General features: G+C 69.9%; 12 protein-coding genes. 9 read left to right on the forward strand and 3 right to left on the reverse strand.

Going from position 1 to position 17,576, the window contains the following annotated elements:
• Window positions 1–152: 152 nt before the first annotated feature.
• Window positions 153–494, forward strand: a complete 342-nt coding sequence (locus ACIBH4_RS17485) for a hypothetical protein (protein WP_362769432.1) — start codon at window positions 153–155, stop codon at window positions 492–494.
• A gap of 120 nt (window positions 495–614) precedes the next feature.
• Here the strand turns inward: ACIBH4_RS17485 and ACIBH4_RS17490 are convergent, their stop codons facing one another.
• The 3 genes from ACIBH4_RS17490 to ACIBH4_RS17500 form a co-directional block, all read right to left on the reverse strand.
• Window positions 615–1,130, reverse strand: a complete 516-nt coding sequence (locus ACIBH4_RS17490; RefSeq protein ID WP_362521221.1) for a calmodulin-binding protein — start codon at window positions 1,128–1,130, stop codon at window positions 615–617.
• Between the two features lie 450 nt (window positions 1,131–1,580).
• On the reverse strand, window positions 1,581–2,684 hold the full coding sequence (gene manA / locus ACIBH4_RS17495; protein WP_362769429.1) for a mannose-6-phosphate isomerase, class I: 1,104 nt from the start codon (window positions 2,682–2,684) through the stop codon (window positions 1,581–1,583).
• Window positions 2,681–2,821, reverse strand: a complete 141-nt coding sequence (locus ACIBH4_RS17500) for a hypothetical protein (RefSeq protein ID WP_362769427.1) — start codon at window positions 2,819–2,821, stop codon at window positions 2,681–2,683. Before ACIBH4_RS17500 ends, manA begins: the two co-directional genes overlap by 4 nt.
• Before the next feature lie 456 nt (window positions 2,822–3,277).
• On the opposite strand from ACIBH4_RS17500, the gene rfbC reads away from it, so the two are divergent.
• From rfbC to ACIBH4_RS17540, 8 genes are all read left to right on the forward strand, one after another.
• Window positions 3,278–3,871, forward strand: a complete 594-nt coding sequence (gene rfbC, locus ACIBH4_RS17505; protein ID WP_362521215.1) for a dTDP-4-dehydrorhamnose 3,5-epimerase — start codon at window positions 3,278–3,280, stop codon at window positions 3,869–3,871.
• 436 nt (window positions 3,872–4,307) lie between these two features.
• On the forward strand, window positions 4,308–7,166 hold the full coding sequence (locus ACIBH4_RS17510; RefSeq protein ID WP_362521212.1) for a BREX system ATP-binding domain-containing protein: 2,859 nt from the start codon (window positions 4,308–4,310) through the stop codon (window positions 7,164–7,166).
• A 91-nt stretch (window positions 7,167–7,257) separates the two neighbouring features.
• Window positions 7,258–8,142 carry a DUF742 domain-containing protein gene (locus ACIBH4_RS17515; RefSeq protein ID WP_362521209.1) on the forward strand — a complete coding sequence of 295 codons (885 nt, stop codon included), beginning with the start codon at window positions 7,258–7,260 and terminating at the stop codon, window positions 8,140–8,142.
• A gap of 102 nt (window positions 8,143–8,244) precedes the next feature.
• Window positions 8,245–9,690 (forward strand): carboxyl transferase domain-containing protein, encoded by a 1,446-nt coding sequence (locus ACIBH4_RS17520; protein WP_362521206.1) that lies wholly within the window; start codon window positions 8,245–8,247, stop codon window positions 9,688–9,690.
• Between the two features lie 571 nt (window positions 9,691–10,261).
• The gene (locus ACIBH4_RS17525; RefSeq protein WP_362521203.1) at window positions 10,262–13,051 is read left to right on the forward strand and encodes a LuxR family transcriptional regulator; all 2,790 of its coding nucleotides are present in this window, start codon (window positions 10,262–10,264) and stop codon (window positions 13,049–13,051) included.
• Window positions 13,044–15,875 (forward strand): AAA family ATPase, encoded by a 2,832-nt coding sequence (locus ACIBH4_RS17530; protein WP_362769424.1) that lies wholly within the window; start codon window positions 13,044–13,046, stop codon window positions 15,873–15,875. The genes ACIBH4_RS17525 and ACIBH4_RS17530 overlap by 8 nt, the downstream gene beginning before the upstream one ends.
• A gap of 636 nt (window positions 15,876–16,511) precedes the next feature.
• Window positions 16,512–17,201: a LuxR C-terminal-related transcriptional regulator gene (locus ACIBH4_RS17535; protein ID WP_364236981.1), complete on the forward strand. Its 690-nt coding sequence runs from the start codon at window positions 16,512–16,514 to the stop codon at window positions 17,199–17,201.
• Window positions 17,202–17,293: 92 nt separating this feature from the next.
• The gene (locus tag ACIBH4_RS17540) at window positions 17,294–17,485 is read left to right on the forward strand and encodes a DUF5988 family protein (protein ID WP_399172382.1); all 192 of its coding nucleotides are present in this window, start codon (window positions 17,294–17,296) and stop codon (window positions 17,483–17,485) included.
• Window positions 17,486–17,576 lie beyond the last annotated feature (91 nt).

The raw sequence follows: 17,576 nt of genomic DNA on the forward strand, positions 1-17,576 counted from the left end.
ACGGCCGGGTGGGAAGCCCTTCTCCGAGCTGGAGGTGACGGGGCGTTTCGCCGTACGGACGGCTGGTTTGCCGCACCCCTCGCGGGGCAGGCGGCCGGTGATCGGAGACGCCGTCTCCGATCACCGGCGACGGCCAGGGAGGTGCGATCCCGATGAGCGCGCACACACTGTCGGTCGCGTTCAGCTGGGCCCTGCTGGGGATCGGATGCGTGATGGCCGCGCACGGCGTTCGCGTGCTGCTGAAGGGCCGGGTTCCGCTGATGGTTTCCAGGCGGGGCGGGGTCCTGCGGGTGAGGCCGTACGCGTGGTCGCTGCTGTTCTTCGCGCTGTTCGCCGTCTCGACGGCGTCGCCCCGGCTGCTGGAGCGGACGGACGAACTGTCGCTCACCCTCTTCACCCTGCTCGCGCTCGCCTTCGCGGTGGTGGCGCTCACCCTGATGGCGAAGGCGAAAAGGGTGCTGGAGTCCACGACATCGCGCGACCGGGAAACCTGAGGACGCTCCCGGCACTCTGACGGCTGTACGCGGCAAACCGGGAGGAGACCGGCTCCGGACGCGGCCACCGGTCCCGAGGGGAGGCGATGGCCGCGGCCGGCCGCGAACCCGCGGCGAGGGTCAGGGGGCGGGGACCTCGGCGACGAGCTTGGAGGTCCAGGGGCAGAAGAAGCAGCCGGGCAGGAAGGCGCCGCACGCCTCGTCGAGATGATCCTCGACGTACGGGAGCGACGCGTCACAGACCTCGATGGCCATCTGGAAGAAGTCGATCGTGTTCGGATCGAGGTGGAAGCTGTAGGAGGGGTTGTACGGGGCCCGCGTCTTGATGATCCGGCCCAGGACGTGTGTCTTCTCGGTCTCCTCGCCGCTGATGATCCGCCGGGCGTGTTCTATCTTCTTGGCGTCGGTGAGCTTGATGACGAACGGCAGGCGCGAGCCGACGGTCGTCATCGTGAAGTAGGCCGGCTCGACCATGGTGGCCCGCGACGGCGCGTCGGTCCGGGCGAGGGTGGCCTGGGTGGAAAAGGGCATCGAGCAGGCGCGGGTGGTGGCCGTGGCCTGAGCGGGTGCGGCCATCGTGGTGGCGATCACCGCCAGGGCGGCGAGGTAGCCGATCCCGGTGAAGAAGCGTCGCACGGAGGTTCCTCCTGTGTTCTACGGGCCGTGACCGTCACGGTCTCAACGCCCTTGTAGGACTCCTCGCACGCCGGTCACCCGGCTCCACACCGGCCTTGATCGAAAAATCTCCGCCCCTTACCGCGACTTGCCCTGCTCTTCGACGCGTCCCGGTCCCGGCTCCCCCCGTTGGAGCCGGGACCGGGACGCGTCAAGAGGTCGCGAGGTGCTCGGCTTCGTGGTGCAGTACCTCGACCAGGATCAGCTCCAGACGGAGGTCTGGATCCGTGAGGTCGTCGGACGGTGTCATCGGATACCTCCAGCCTCGCTGGTGGGGACGCCCCGCCTAGCCCGGGGGTTATCCGCCATAGCAGGCCGGTATGGACGCGAGGGCGCCCGCCCGCCGTGGATCGCGCCTGCCCGCGGCCTCACGAGGGAGGGGCGGACAGGCGCGAGCCGCTGGTCAGGCGCCTAGTCGATCCCCGGTTCAGCCCAGAAGACCGTTCCCTGGCCGCGCAACTCGACGGGCCCCTGGGCGGCGGAGACGAAGACGGACTCGCCGGGCCGCAGGGTGTGCCCGCCGATCTCGGCCTCACCCTCGGTGCACAACAGGATGCGCGGCACGCCGCCCTCCAGGGTGAGGCCGGAACCGGGGACGGCCCTACCGAGGCGGAACTCGGGGGCGGGGGTGCGGTAGAGATCGCCGACCGGCTCGACCTGAAGAGCCGGACGTGAGGGGTCGGTGACCCGCAGCAGCTCCTCCACGTCCATCGGCTTGCCGGTCAGCCCGGCGCGCAGCACGTTGTCGGAGCCGCCCATGATCTCCACGCCGAACCCGCTCAGGTAGCAGTGCAGAACCCCGGCGCCCAGGAAGAGCGCATCACCGGGCCGCAGCTCGTGGCGCCGCAGGAGCAACGGGGCCAGACAGGCGGGGTCTTCCGGATGGATTTCCGTCAGGCGTACGACCAGCTCGTTCTCGGGACCTCCGGCGAAGGAGGCGGCCCGCGCGATGTCGGCCACGAGATCGGCTCTACCGTCTCCTGGCCACTCCACCAGGACGCGGAGCGCGGCGGAGGCGTCTCCGGCCGCCAGCGGCGCGACGACGGGCTCCAGCTCCGGTACGCCCAGCCCGCCGATGAGGGTCGCGGCCTCCTCGGGAGGACGGAACCCGGCCAGCGCGGTGAACGGGGTCAGCGCGCAGATCAGCTCGGGCTTGGGGAACGGGTCGACGTAGATGCCCCGGGCGTGCCCTTCCCTGGCCTGCTCCTGGGAGGGGTGCACCTGGAGCGAGAGCGGCAGGTCCACGGCGATCAGCTTCAACAGGTACGGCAACCGCGAGCCGAACCGCTCGACGGTCTTCCCGCCCAGCTCTGTCTCAGGGGCGGCGGCCACCACCTCGGCGAGGGAGTGCCACGTCCCCTGGCGAAGCACCGACGAGGAGCCGGACGGGTGGGCGCCGAACCACATCTCCGCCTCGGGCAGCTCGGTGGGGGAGGGGTGCCCGGCGAGCGTGGCGATGGCCGTACGCGAACCCCAGTCGTAGTTCTTCACGGGGTTGCGGAGGAGGTCGATCATGACGCCTCCACCGGCGCGGACGCGGTGGTGCCGGGGCGCCCGCCGTCGTTCTCCGGCCGGGAGGAACACCGTGCGGGCGTGCCGCCAGGGCCGATCCCACGTGCCGCGCGGGCGGCGGGGATGAAGGAGTCGTTCATGATCCTCTGTGTCCGTGTGCGTTCGTGAGCAGAAATCGAATGAATGTCGCAGAACGTCGATGCTACGCGCCCTCGATGTCGTGTGGCCGTCGGGGCGTCGGCGGGGCCCGGCGTCGAGCCCGTGAGGAGGGGAGGGTCGCTCCGGGAACGGGTCACCGCGCCGATCGTGAACGCGGTTTTCCCGAGTGCTCCCCCGGGGCGGGCGAACAAGGCTCGTGATGGCCGGAAGTGGCCAGATCGGCCGGTCATCGGCCTGATGGGCGCCCACCTGGGACGATCCACCCGCGCGGTACTGGAACGGTCCCGCGAAGGGTCGTACGCGCCTTCGCGGTGTACGGCGACGGGTTCACAAGGGGTCGGCGGTCGGAGGAGACTCCGCTGGGAAGCACCCGTCGCGCGTGCCGTCAGGGAGTCACCCTCCCCGGATGAGGCGGGGTCACGGAAGGAGAGGTGGGCATGCGTTCACTCGGCATCGAGGGTGCGTGGGTGTTCGAACCGGAGGTGTTCCCCGACGACCGGGGCAGCTTCCACGAGTGGTTCCGCGCGGAGAGCTTCCGTGAGGTCACCGGCCGGCCCCTCGCCCTCTCGCAGGCGAACTACTCGGTCTCGCGCCGGGGGACGCTGCGCGGCGTGCACTTCGCCGACGTCCCGCCGAGTCAGGCCAAATACCTCAAGTGTGTCAAGGGTGCGGTTTTCGATGTAGTCGTCGACATCCGCGTCGGATCGCCCACCTTCGGGCGGTGGGAGTCGGTGGTCCTGGACGACAAGGACCACCGGGCCGTGTACGTCTCCGAGGGGCTCGGTCACGCCTTCATGGCGCTGACCGACGACGCGACCGTGGTGTACCTCTGCTCGGAGGGATACGCGCCGAGGCGTGAGCACGGCATCGATCCTCTCGACCCGGAGTTGGGGATCGACTGGCCCGCCGGAGTGAGGCCGCTGCTGTCGGACAAGGACGCGACGGCCCCGACCCTCTCCGAGGCTCGGCGGCAGGGTCTGCTCCCCGCCTATGAGGAGTGCAACCGGTTCTACGCCAGGCTCCGCGCCTGAGACGGGTTGAAAAGACGGGCGTGAGACGGCGTGCGGCCCGCGGGCGGTGGCGGGTGCGGAAGGCGCGCCTCGCCCGACCGTCCCTCGGCCTCTGACGAGCGGCCCACCGGAGCCGCTCGCCGGAGGGGCGCCGTCCCCGGCGAAGGCGGAATTTGGATGAACTCGCGGCAAAGAGGTCTTTGCCGAGCGAGATTCTAGAAGCTAACGTCGGAAAAACATCGGAAACACGGCTGTACCGGATCAGCGGATGACCGGGCGCCCGTCCGGAGGTGGCATGTCGATGCCCGCGCGATCCCCGCACGCCCTGCGACGGCGTCTCGAATGTTCCCGGCCACGCTGACGTCGGTGTCGGCCCGGTGCCCGCACGCCACGCTCAAGAAGAGCGCTTGGCTTTCACGACCCCTTTTGGCGAGATTCGGTGACGTGATGAAGCGAGATGGTGACCATGTCGGGACGGATCTTCCATGTCGAGGCCAGGCCGGTGGGTCGGGAAGCGGAGTTCCGCACACTGGTGTCCTGGCTGGAGGGGGCCGCGGAGGGCGGGGCGTCTCTGACGCTGTTGCGAGGTCCCGCGGGATCGGGGAAGACCGCACTGCTGGACGCACTTGAGCGATATGCCCGCAGCGTCGGAGTGACGATCCTGCGCGGCTCCTGCTCGCCCGCAGGGGCCCGCCTGCCATGGGGCGGCGCGGAAAGCCTGTTCGGCGGAGGGCCGCTTCCGATGCGAGATGGCACCGTGCCGCTGTCACACCTGTTGTTCCGGCGTGTCGGCGAGGCGGCCGTGTCGGGACCGGTGGCCGTCATGCTCGACGACACGCAGTGGTGCGACGAGGAGTCGTTGGCATGGCTGGACTTCCTGGTGAACCGCGGGCACCATCTGCCGGTGTTCGTCCTGCTCGCTCAGCACCGCTCCGGCCTGTCGAACGGGCGGGCGGTTCCCGGTGTCGTCGCGCGCGGGCACCGCGTCGTCGACCTTGGGCCGCTCTCCGAGGAGGACGCGGGGAAGCTGGCCCGGCGGTGCTGGGAGACCGTACCAAAAGAGCCGTTCGTTCGCGTATGCACCAGTGTTTGCCGGGGCAACCTCGCACTGCTCGCGCGGCTGTTCAGGCGCCTGAGCGAGGAGGGCGTGCCACCTGACGCCCGAGGCGAGTCCAGGGCCGCCGAACTCGGGGCCGAACTCCACGCCGGACATCTGCTCGCGACGCTCGATCGCCGGCCGGAATACGTGCGTGGGGTCGTGGAGGCCTTCGCGGTGCTGGGGCGCCCCGACACGGAACTGGTGGGCATGCTGGCCGGGGTCCCCGAGCCGCTGGTGTCCGCCGCGATCGAGATCCTGCGCGATGAGGAGATCATCGACGCCGGCCTGGACGAGCTGAACGAGCATCATGTGCGGGCCGCGGTGCTGAACGACATGCCGGCCGCCGCGCTCGACCGACGGCGGGAACTGGCCGCCAGGCTGCTCAACGACGGAGGCCGTCCGGCCGAGGAGGTCAGCGCGCAACTGGCGCTGCTGCCCGGACTTCCCGAGACCTGGATGCGGGGCGTGCTCGGGGAGGGAGCACGCCGTGCCGAGTCGAACGGGGATGCGGAGGTGGCGGCGCACTACCTGGACCGGATGGTGATGGCCGATCCCGCCGACGTCGGCGCGCGGGCCGACCTCGCGCGGCTGGTCGGACACGACGATCCGGCGAGAGCGTACGCGATGCTCTGCGACGGGCTGCGGGAGACGGGCGACGTGCGGGGAAGAGCACGTCTGGCGATCCAGATGTCCAGGGTCGCACCGCCCCTGGGAAGGGAACCGGAGGTGGTCTCGACGTTGAACACCGTCCTGGCGGAACTCGACGGAGCGGCCACCGGGGATCACGAGTCGCGGATGCTGGTGGAGTCCGCGCTGTTGCTGATCGGGTGGAACCGCAGGTCCACCGCGAAGACCGTCTCGGAATGGGCGGTGATGTCGCGGACCCCGGGGGTGTCCGCCGGGGGCGGACGCGAACTGCTCGCCGGGCGGGCCCTGGTCTTCGCCATGTCGGGTTTCTCGTCCCGGACCTGCCTGCCGCTCGCCCGTAAGGCGCTCAGCGGCCCGGACGAGGTCTCCTGGAGCCAGGCGGTCGGTGCCGCCGCGTACGTACTCTCGCTCGCCGACGAGGTCGAGGAGGCGGTGCGGGCCATGGGCCGGGTGATCTCGCACGGCGCGGAGCAGGGGGACACCTGGGGGCAGGTGATGGCCCTGTCCAGGCGGTCGTGGATCCTGGGCGAGGCGGGCAACCTCGACGGGGCGCTGGTGGACGCGATCAGGGCCATGAAACTGGCGGACGAGCAGCCGTGGTCGAGAAGTGTGACGGCACCGCGGACGGCCCTGGCCGCGGTGCTCGCCTGGCGGGGCGACCTCGGCCAGGCCGCTTCAGTACTCGGCCAGATGGGCTCGCCGGAGGCGGAGGATTACCTTCTCGACTATCCACGGGTGCTGATGACGAAGTCGTATCTGGCGGCGTCGCGAGGTGACCACGCGAGTGCGCTGTCGTCCCTGACCGAGTGCGGCGCGCTGCTCGCCGAGGCCGTCGTCAGGCATCCGATGTTCGTGCCGTGGTGGCTGGAGGCGGCCTGTCTCCTCGCCGAACTGGGGCGTGGGAACGAGGCGGGGGAGTTCATCGAGCACGGCGAGGAACTCGCCGAGGCCTGGGGGAACGCGCCTGCCCGAGGGCTCGCCCTGCTGGCGAGGGGGGCGATCGCGGAGGGAGGCGACGGGGTGGAGACGCTCACCGAGGCGGTGGAGACGCTGGCCGGGACCCAGGCGCGCTGGTATCTGGTCCGGGCCGAGAGTCTGCTCGGCGAGGCGCTGCTGCGGATGGACGACCGCGAGGGCGCTCGCGGACATTTCCGTCGCGCCGTGCACCTGTCGGTGCGGTGCGGATTTCGCAGGCTGGCCGAGCAGGCCCGTGGCCGGCTCGTCGCCGCGGGCGGCCGGATGTACCAGGGAGCCGGTGGGGTCAAGAACGTGCTGACCACGGGAGAGGGACGCGTGGCGGAACTCGCGGCGACCGGTGCGACCAATCAGGAGATAGCCCAAGCCCTGCGCATCACGTTACGCACCGTCGAAAGCCATCTCACCAGTGTCTTTCGCAAGCTGGATGTGAGTGGCCGTGCGGACCTGGGATGGGCGCTGGAAACGCTTCCCACCCCCTCGCCGAATCCGCCAGCGGATTCGCGGAATACTATGCAAACACCTAGGTATCGCCGAGGACAATCAGCAGACCTTCGTGGGGAGCATCGACCACGCGGCGAGATCGCAGGATGACGGATCGCGATGATCTCGATGGGATGATCATATCCCATCATCGTGCGATCTTGAGGCAAATGATCTTTCGAGAGCAGGTGAGATCCCGGCGATGTCCAACGGTAGGAGGCGACGACGGCGATTCGCTGACAAACCCAGCTACCATGCTTCCGCGTTCGGCGGCTGGGGCGACTACAGGACCTGGGCCGAGCACCAGTTCCTGCCCAAACCCGCGGAAGCGGAGGCGGAAGACGCGCAGGACGTCGAGGTGGAGGACGGCGCGCGGGACGTCGAGGCGCACGACGGCGCGCGGGATGTTGAGACGGACGACGGTGTCTGGGATGCCGAGGTGGCCGTCGTCGGTCAGGAAGGGGCGTACGGCGCCCCGGAGGGATATGACGCCCCGGAGGGGTACGGCGCCCTGGAGAGATACGACGCTCCGGAGGGGTACGGCGCCCCGGAGGGATACGACGTCCCGGAGGGATATGACGCCCCGGAGGGATACGACGTCCCGGAGAGGTCGTGGGCGGACGCCGACGAGCACCACTATGTCGAAAGTTCCCCGGACGCGGTGCCTCGTGCCACCCCCACGCCGGCAACGGACCCGGACTGGGCGCCTCCGCACTCGACGAGGTACGAGAACGAGAACTCGCGGCCGGTCGGACCACGGCCGTACGTGATCTCCGGAGGGCGTACGCACGGCGACGCCCCGCTGCGCATGGACACGCTGATCTCGGTGACGCCGCAGGGCACGCTGAGCGCCGACGATCCCGCGCTGTCTCCGGAATATCGCTGGATCTGCGACATGTGCCGGGAGCCCATGGCGGTGGTCGAGATCGCGGGACGCCTCAGGATGCCGATCGGGGTGGCCATCGTCCTGATCGGTGACGCGATCGGTTGGAACCTCCTCAGAATGCATCCCCTCGCCGAGGTCGACAACCAACCGTCGCTCAGCATCATCACGCGCGTGCGCGAAGGGCTGCTCCGGCTGCCCTGACGCGAGGCGTCTGTGGATCGACCGGGCAAGACTAGGGGTTTTCCCGGCGCCGCCGCTGGTTCACTTACGGTTCGGACGACGGGCGATTCGCAGAGGTGAGCGATGACATTTCCCTCAGTGGCTGTGGTGGACCGAGATGAGCCGTCCCTTGACCCTCGCGACCCGGCGGTTCGGATGTCACGGCTGTCGGATCCGGGCTCGCTTGAGATCATCCACCGGCGCGAAGGCGTGGGAGTGGCGGTCGCCTACGGCCGGGTCGACGGCGTGCGAGTAGTGATCTACTGCACCGACGCCACCGTGAAGGGCGGTGCGATCGGGGTCGACGAGTGCCCGCTGATCGCCGACGCCATCGACCTCGCGGTGCGCGAACGTTGCCCGGTGATCGGCGTGTGGCACTCCGGCGGCGCGAAGCTCAACGAAGGCGTGTCGGCGATGCACGAGATCGGGGAGATGTTCGCCGCGATGGTCCGGGCCTCGGGCGAGGTCCCGCAGCTGTCCGTCGTGCTCGGTCCCGCGGCGGGCGGCGCGGCCTACGGTCCTGCGCTGACCGACATCGTGATCATGTCTGACGCCGCCCGCGTCTTCATCACGGGCCCGGACATCGTCAGGTCGGTCACCGGCGAGCAGATCGACATGGAGAGCCTCGGCGGGCCGGACGCGCACAGCCGGAAGTCCGGGGTGGCCCACATCGCCACGGGGTCCGAGGAGGAGGCCTTCGCCCACGCCCGCCGGCTCGTCACGCTGCTGGCGAAGCCGGGATTCGTCGACGTGGACTCGGTGCGCGAGGCGAGGCCGCTGCGCGACCTGCTCCCCGACTCACCCCGGCGCGCGTACGATGTTCGCCCGCTGGTCAGGGCGATTCTGGACGGCGAGGACGCAGAGAACGGGGAGCCGGGTTTCGTCGAGTTGCAGCCCAGGTGGGCGCCGAACATGGTGATCGGGTTCGGCCGGCTCGCCGGGCGGACGGTAGGGGTGATCGCGAACAATCCGCTGCGCAAGGGCGGTTGCCTCGACTCGCTGTCCTCGGATAAGACATCAAGGTTCGTTCGGATGTGTGACTCGTTCGGCGTGCCCCTGCTCGTGCTTGTCGATGTCCCCGGCTACCTGCCCGGAGTCGGGCAGGAGTGGGAGGGTGTGGTTCGCCGGGGAGCGAAGCTGCTGCACGCGTTCGCCGAGGCGAGCGTGCCGCGGGTCACGTTGGTCACGCGCAAGTCCTACGGTGGCGCCTACATCGCGATGAACTCCCGGTCACTCGGTGCCACCGCCGTGTTCGCGTGGCCGGAGGCCGAGGTGGCGATCATGGGGGCGAAGGCGGCGGTGGAGATCCTGCACCGCAAGAAGCTCGCCGCCGTGGCGCAGGACGAGCGTGAGGAGCTGCTGGCCGGCCTGGCCGCGGAGCACGAGAGGATCGCGGGGGGCGTGGCCAGGGCGGTGAGCATCGGCGTCGTCGACGAGGTGATCGACCCGGCGTACACCCGGCTGCGGCTCGGCGAGGCCCTGGCCGCCGCTCCGGCGCGCCGGGGCCGCCACACCAACATCCCCCTGTAGACGTCAGGTCGCGGGCGCGCCGCCGTACCGGTGAGGTGTGAGGTCGTCCGTTGTCGTCGTGCCACCGCTCGCCCGCTCCTCCTTCGGAGGGGGGCCGCTTCTCCGAGACGCCGGCCCGGTGTCTCCGGCCATTCGAAGGAGAGGTGGTCAGGCCGTCGAACACAGATAAATAAAGGCAATCACAGGTAAATCCAAGGCAAATGCTTGTAAACCAACATTGCTGTGATTAAGGTCTCCTCAGTAGGCGATCGGAGTGCTTGAGATCAAGCGCATGCGTCGTCGATTCGAGGTGCGAAATGTTCAGCGATACTGGACACAGAGTCGAAGCCAAGGTCACGGACGGATCGGTCGGGCTGAACGGCGAGGTTCCCGCGCCCGTCCGTGGCACTGATGCGACCGTGGTCGGGGCTCCGAGCCTGCCCCGGAGGGCTTCGGCCCCCTCTCGTGTCACGGCAGGCCCCGGCGGGGAGTCCGAAGCGGTCTCGCCGGCCGTCAGCGACGAGCCGGTGTCGTGCGCATGGCGCTAGCGAAGGGGAGAGCCGCGACGCACGGGCCGGCACGCACGTGGTCGGTGAGTGTCACCGAGCGAGGCGCTCGCTGGAGGGATGCCGCACCGGAGTTCCTGGCCGAGAGGGAAGGGCAGACAAGCCTGCTGGGTAAGCAGGTGGCGATGCTCCTGCGTGGCCGTCCGGGGGTGGTGACCGTACTCGGGGCGCCGGGCACGGGAAGGAGCGCGCTGCTCAGGGCGGTCGTCGCCCGCGCCAGGAAGGCCGGGCTGCTCGCTGTCCTCGCCCGCTGCTCGCCCGCCGAGGCCGATCTCCGCTACAGCGTGGTCTCGCAGATCGCCGCCGGACTGGCCGGCGCCGGATATCCGGCCTTCGCGCGGCGCCTGTGGGCGGAGGAACAGCCGGCCACGACCTTGATTCCCGCGCTGTGCGGGGAGTTCGTGGCGCTCGCGGGAAACCGTCCGTTGCTGATCGCCCTGGACGATGCCCGGTGGGCGGACGAGGAATCGAAGGCATGGCTGGCGGCCATGACACACCGGCTGCGATATGCGCCGATTCTCCTGGTGCAGGCCGGAGCTCCCGGCGAAGACTGCGCCGTCGAACCGGTCACCGAGCCCGGGCCGGTCTCCAGCAGCGTGATCCACGTGCCGCCGCTGCGCGAGCACGGGGTCCGGGAGGTGATCGTCTCCCGGTACGCGGGGCCCGTCGACGGGGCGTTCGTGACCGCGGCCACCGAAGCCACGGGCGGCAGCCCGGCGGCCCTGCTCGCCGTGCTCGACCATTTCGTGCGCGCCTCCCTGCCGCCCGTCGCGCGGTACGTCCCGGCTCTGCTGGAGCGGGCCGCCGAGGTGAGCGGTGACCAGGTGACGAGGGGCATCTCCCGCCTGCCCGCGGACGCGCTCGCGCTGCTGCTCGCGATAGCCGTCTGCGAGGGCGGCCTCGACGCCGACCTGCTCGCCTCGCTGGCGCCACCGAGGACGATGTCCTCCGAGCAGGCACTGTCCGTCCTCGTGCGCCTGGGGCTGGTGACCGAGGGGAGGACCCCGTCGCCGTCGAGCCCGCTCATCGCCGCCAGGGCGCTGGCCCGGATGGAGATCGGGGAGCGGCAGGCACTCGCGATGCGCGCCGTCGAGCTCGGGTACCGGGCGGCGATCCCGGAGGAACGGCTCGCCCGGTTGCTGCTCAACACGCGGCCGGTCGGTGCCGAATGGGTGGTGAGCCTTCTGAGCCGGGTGGCCACGCAGCGTCGTCTCGACGGGGATCACGAGGGTGCCGCGGCACTGCTCGGCCGGGCGCTCAGGGAGCCGGTGGGGGACGAGCAGCGGCAACGGCTGCTCATCGAGCTGGCGATGATGGAGGCGGACCGCAACTCGGAGACGAGCGACAGGCGGCTGCAGCAGGTGCTGCTGAACAGCGGTACCGAGGTGTCGGTCGGGACACTCGTCCGGGCGGCCGATCTGCTCGGCTCGCGGGGCGACGCGTCCGCCACGTACCGCGCCGTCGCGACGGCCCACGCGCGCAGAGGGGCGGGTGGAGCCGGCCTCGAATCGCTGGCGGCCATCGGATGGCTCGCGGAGAACGACTGCGCGCCCGGTGATCCCGCGCTGCCCGTGCACTCGTTCCCCGAACCGTCCGACGAGCCGGGAGACCCCGTGCGGGCGGGCGTCGCGGCCTGGATGCTCGCCGCCAGGGGGGAGCGTCTGCCACGGGTGCGGGAACTGGCCAGGACGGCCTTCCAGGTGAGGGGTGAGGAGCAGCCGTTCAGCCCCAGGATCCACGCGGCGAGGGCGCTGCTTCTGGCCGACGAGGTCGCCGAGGCGGTGATCGGGCTGGACGAGGTCCTGGCCGACGCCCGGCGCTGCGGCGCACGGGCACCGGCCGCGCTGGCGCTGATCCACCGCGGCCGATGCGAGATGCGGCGGGGAAACCTCGGGCAGGCGGTGTACGACTTCGAGGCGGCACTGGCGGAGTTGCCGCTCACCTCGTGGCATCCGCGGATGGTCCCCTTCCTTGTCGCGACGGAGGCCTACCTGCATCTCGCCGGCCGGTCCGTGGAGAAGGCCGAGCAGTCGCTGGCCTTCGAGTTCCCTTCGGGAGCGGACCAGGGCGTGGCCTGGGCGGCACTGCTGTACACGCGCGCCAGGGTGCACATGGAGCTGGCGGACCCCGAGGCCGCGCTGCGCGACATCAACGAGTGCGGGCGCGTGCTTCTGTCCAGGGGCTGGACGAATCCCGCGGTGCTGTCATGGCGATCGGTGGCCGCCGTGGCGAACAGCGCGTGCGGCAACACCGAGACCGCCAGGCGGCTGGCGTTGGAGGGGTGGGAGCGGGCGAGGGAGTGGGGCGCCCCCAGTGCGCTGGATGTCGCGCGACTGTGCGCGTCGCAGGTGCTGGACGGTGTCCAGGCGGCGAGCGACCTCGAACACGACGTGCGAATCCCGCGGGAGCCGGCGCCGTACGGCCGCCACGCGACGGTGCCGGCCGAGCCCGCCGCGGCGTCGTCGGCGGCGAGGGGATACATCGTGACTCGGAGTCGATCGGAGGCGACGGTGAGAATCGACGCGCCTGCCGCTAGACTCACCGGACGGTCCGAGCGCCCTGCCGTGGAGGTTGTCGCGGAAGGGGCGTCGGCGCTGAACGAAACGAGGTACCCACTGACCGCCAATGAGGAACGGGTCGCGGGGCTGGCCGCCGCGGGTCACTCGAACGCCTACATCGCGAGCGTCCTGTCGGTGAGCCTCCGGACGGTGGAGCTGCGGCTGACCACGATCTATCGCAAGCTCGCGGTCACCAACCGCAACGAACTCGCCTCGCTCCTCGCCTCGATCCCGGCACCGCGGAACATGGGTGAGTGAATCCATGCTGCTGGAACGGGAAAAGGAGCTGGCGCGGGCGGAGCAGGCGGTTCAGGCGGCCGTGGCGGGCAACGGATCCATGATGGCGGTCATCGGCCCGCCCGGCGTCGGCAAGTCGGCCCTGTTGCGCACCCTGGCCGACGCGGCCGCCCCGCACGCGCGGGTCCTGCGCGCCGGCGGCACGCTCCTCGAACAGGACTTCGCGTTCGGCGTCGTCCAGCAGTTGTTCGAGCCGATCCTGGCCGGGGCGGAGAAGGATCGCTGGGATACCTGGTTCCAGGGCACGGCGAGCCTGGTGCAGGGGATGTTCTTCGGTGAGTCGCACGCGATCGGACCGAACCGGTCGCTCAGGCAGGAGTCGGTCCTGCAGGGGCTGAACTCGCTGATCGCCAACCTCAGCGAGGGCGGCGAGGGCAGGGCCCTGGTGGTGGTGGTCGACGACCTGCAGTGGGCGGACGCGCCGTCCCTTCGCTGGCTGGCGTACCTCGCCAGGCGGCTGGACGGCACGCGGGTTCTGGTCGCCGGGGCCTTCTCCGAGGAGTGCGCGGCCTCCGACCCGATGTTGCTCAGGGAGATCGCCGCCTCGGGCGCTCGTACGCTGCACCCGAGGCCGCTCTCCGTCGGAGGAGTGCGTCGGCTGATCGGCGAGGAGTTCGGGGAGTCCTGCGATCTCGAATTCGCCCGAGCCTGTCATGAGGTGTCCGGTGGGAATCCCGCTTCGTTGGCCGCGATGCTGCACAGGTTGCGCACGGCCGGCTTCCAGCCGGTCGCGGCACGGGCCGGTGAGGTTCACGCCGCGAGCCAGCCGTTCCTCCGCGACCGCCGGATGTTCTGCCTCGGCATCCAGCCCGTGGTCGTCCGGGATCTCGCGCAGGCGATGGTCGTGCTCGGAGACCTGGCGGAGCCGGAGCTGATCAGCGAACTCGCCGGTCTGGACAGTATCGACTACAAGTCCGCGATGCAGACCCTGGACCGCCTGGGCCTGCTCGCCGGCGGCGAGTTGCCCCGGTTCGTCCACCAGAGCGTGCGGTACGGCATCGAATCGGGGATGAGCACCGACACGCGCGCCTCGATGCACCGCCGGGCGGCGGCGCTTTTGCACACCGTCGGCCACCCGGCCGAGCACGTCGCCGACCAGCTTCTGCAGGTCACCGCAGGGTACGAGGCCTGGGAGATCGGTGTCCTGCGCGCGGCCGCCGGCGCCGCGCTCGAACGCGGTGCCGGGAGGAAGGCGGCCCGTTACATCCGGCACGCGCTGCTGGACAGGCCGCCGGACAGCGAGGCCAGGGGGCGGCTCCTGGTCGACCTGGCCGCCGCCGAGCGGGGATTCGACCTCGCGTCCTCGGTCACCCACATCTCGCAGGCCGTGCCGATGCTCACCTCGGTGACGGAGCGGGCGGAGGCGGTGCTGTGGATCCCGCCCGTGATCGGCACGGTCAACCCGTCATCGGGCGCGCTCGTCCAGGACGTGGCGCGGCAGCTCCATGAGCGGGGTCCTTCGTACGCGCAGGGAGACCTCGGCCTGCGGCTGGAGGCCCGCACCCGCTGTCTCGGGATGCAGGACGCCGCGCATCTCGGCGCGGCGGCCGACCGGCTACGGGGGTTCGGTGCGGAGGTGCCGGTCTCCACGGGTCCCGGGCGGGAGCTGCTGGCCGTGCTCGCGTACGCGGCGACGATGACCGGTGGTGCCACGGCCGCCGAGATCTCCGCCCTCGTCGGCCGGATCCTGGAGCGGGAGCCGCCGCGCGCGGGGCATGCCTACACCGCTCTCCCGCTGCTGGTCCAGGCACTGGTCCTCGCCGACACGGCGGCTTCGGTGACCCCGTGGCTGGAGGCGATGCGAGAACAGGCTCAGCGCCAGGAGCTCGAAGGGGTCATCGCGCTGGTCAACGCGGAGCGGAGCATGATCCTTCGCGCGTCGGGGCATGTGCTCCAGGCCAGGAGCACCGCGCTGAGCGTGGCCGACAACGCCGGTTCGTCCTGGCCGGAGGCGAGGACGCTGTCCATCTGGACGCTCGCCATGATCGCGCTTGAGACGCAGGACGTCGAGCTGGGCGAGCGGGTGATCCGCACCAGTCCGGAGAGCGGTGACCTCCGGGTGGTGGTCGCGCATCGCATGGTCCGGGGGATGCTGGACGCGGTGCGGGGCGATCTGGCGGCAGCGCTGCACAGGTTCCTCGACAGCGGCAGGCAGCTGTCGCGCTGCGGGTGGACGAACGCGGCACTGTACCCCTGGCGGGTATGGGCCGCGGCGGTGAACCACCGGCTCGGGAGGGTGCAGGCGGCGACCGAGCTGGCCGATGAGGAGTACGCCTTCGCCTGCGAGTGGGGCGCCCCCTCGACGTACGGCCGTGCGCTGCGGCTGCGCGGCATGATCGCTCCTGGTGAGGAGGGCGTCGATCTCCTCAGGCGGGCCGTCGAGGCGCTTCGCCGTTCCGAGGATCGGATCGAGCTGTCCAGGACACTCACGCTCCTCGGCAGAAGACTCGCGGAGATGGGTGCCGACGACGCGGAGGAGTTTGTCTCCGAGGGCACGCGGATCGCGAGGGAACGTGGCGTCTCCTGGGCCGAGGGCGACAGGGACTCGGAGCTGAACGGCCCGGCGCTGCGACTGTCCGCACCCGAGCGAGGCGAGCTGACCAAGACCGAGGAGACGGTCGTCGCCTTCGTACTGCGGGGATGGACGAACCAGCGGATCGCCGACTCACTCGGGGTGACCCGGCGTGCCGTCGAAAAGAGCCTGACGAGCACCTATCGCAAGCTCGGGGTGAGCGGCAGGGCGGCGCTCGTCGAGGAACTGGGCGCGCGGAACGCGGACGAATAGGCGGTGTGACGGCCGCTCCGCCGGATCCCGCCAGGCGAATCGCCGCCTGCCACCTTCTGTGAAGGTCTCCGGGGCGTGGCCCCCGATTCCCGCCGTCGTCCGGCGCGGTCTCCGCCGGTCGGACGGCCGGGTGGTCCGCCGGCCGGATGCCTGTGGGCGGTCACCCGGCGGGGGCCGAGGAGCCGGGAGCCCGCGAAGTCATCGCTTCGGGCCGGTCGGCGGAAATCCGCGCCGGGGACCCCGGTCGGCGCCGGGCATCACGGTTCGCGGGTCCGGCATGATCCGCGTCGCGGTTCGCGGGTCCGGCATGATCCGCGTCGCGACGGGTAATTTCCGGCGGGCGGTGTGGTGCCGTCGCCGGTTCGAGGGCCCCGGCCGCACGCACGCTATTTAGTGCGGGACGTGAACTATTTCCCCGGGTGGGCGCAGGGAAGTTCGGTACCGAACGAGACCGCCCCACCGCACCGCAAGGTCCGAACCGGACGCCTCACGCACCACAGTCTTTTACTGTTTGTCGTGGACTTATGTTGACCTGCTTTCGGACCGATTAATATCATGTTAATAAGTGGATTTGGTCGTTACCCCATAGTTATCGGGTCATCGTCTCGTCTGCTGGAGGAGAGGAATGGTAATCAGATGAGTATTGATATCGGCATCGCTCCGGTTGATGAGGAACGGCGGCTTCGGTTAGTCGGCCAACCCGCCGACGGGATAGACCAGTATCGTTCCTTTTTCGACCAGTCGGGGATCTGCGTGGCGAATCTCGACCACGCGACCAGGGTTATCGAGGCGAATCTCGAATTCACCAAGCAATTCGGGCGTTCCCTGGCGGACATTCGAGGGCTGGCGTTCTGCGAGTTACTCCATCTGAGCGTCCGCGACAAGCTGGGACAGCAGTTCACCCATCTGACGGACCACCGGCGCGCCCGCTTCGAGGAGCGGGTGATCGCCGTGCGGCCGGACCAGACCGTGCTCGGCGGTGAGCTCACCGGGATCGCGCTGCACGGCGAGGCCGGCCACGTCGAGAGCGTCATGGTGGTGGTACGACCCGACCGGGAGCAGCGTGACGACCTGCTGACCGGGAAGAAGAGACTGCTCAGCAGCATGGAGGCGCGGGTACTCGAAGGGGTGGCCGCCGGGGTGTCGACCGTGCAGCTCGCGTCGATGCTGTACCTCAGCCGCGGCGGCGTGGAGTATCACGTGACGACGCTGCTGCGGAAGCTGAAGGCCACCAACCGCCCGGCTCTGGTCTCCAAGGCGTACTCCATGGGCATTTTCCGGCTCGGCTCCTGGCCGCCCCGGATTCTGCCCGACTTCGTGAAGTAAGTCCATGTAATCGGCCTGCGGTCGCGTGGTGATCTAGACGACCGCGCCGCCGGAACGGCAAGGGAGGTTTCATCGTGACCAGTGCGAAAATTGTGCTATCCGGTGGGCCGGAGCGACTTTCCGGTCAAAGCCCCGTTCGAACCATGGTCGCCCCGGAGGAGAAGGTGAAGATTCTCTCCGGTGCGGGATACGAGCACTTCGTGCACAACGGTGAATTTCTTACGGTCGACGGGGAGAGCCTTCCGGTCTTCCAGTGGTCCGAGCGTACCAAGATAGCCGAGTAAACATACTCGACAACTTTGGAAGTGAGCGGTAAATCGTATGCGGGATAACCGTGGTCGCGCTCCCATCGGAATCGGGAGTGGGTTTCCGCGG

Origin of the sequence: Streptosporangium sp. NPDC050284 (genome assembly GCF_044459525.1) — a bacterium.
Lineage (GTDB): Bacteria > Actinomycetota > Actinomycetes > Streptosporangiales > Streptosporangiaceae > Streptosporangium.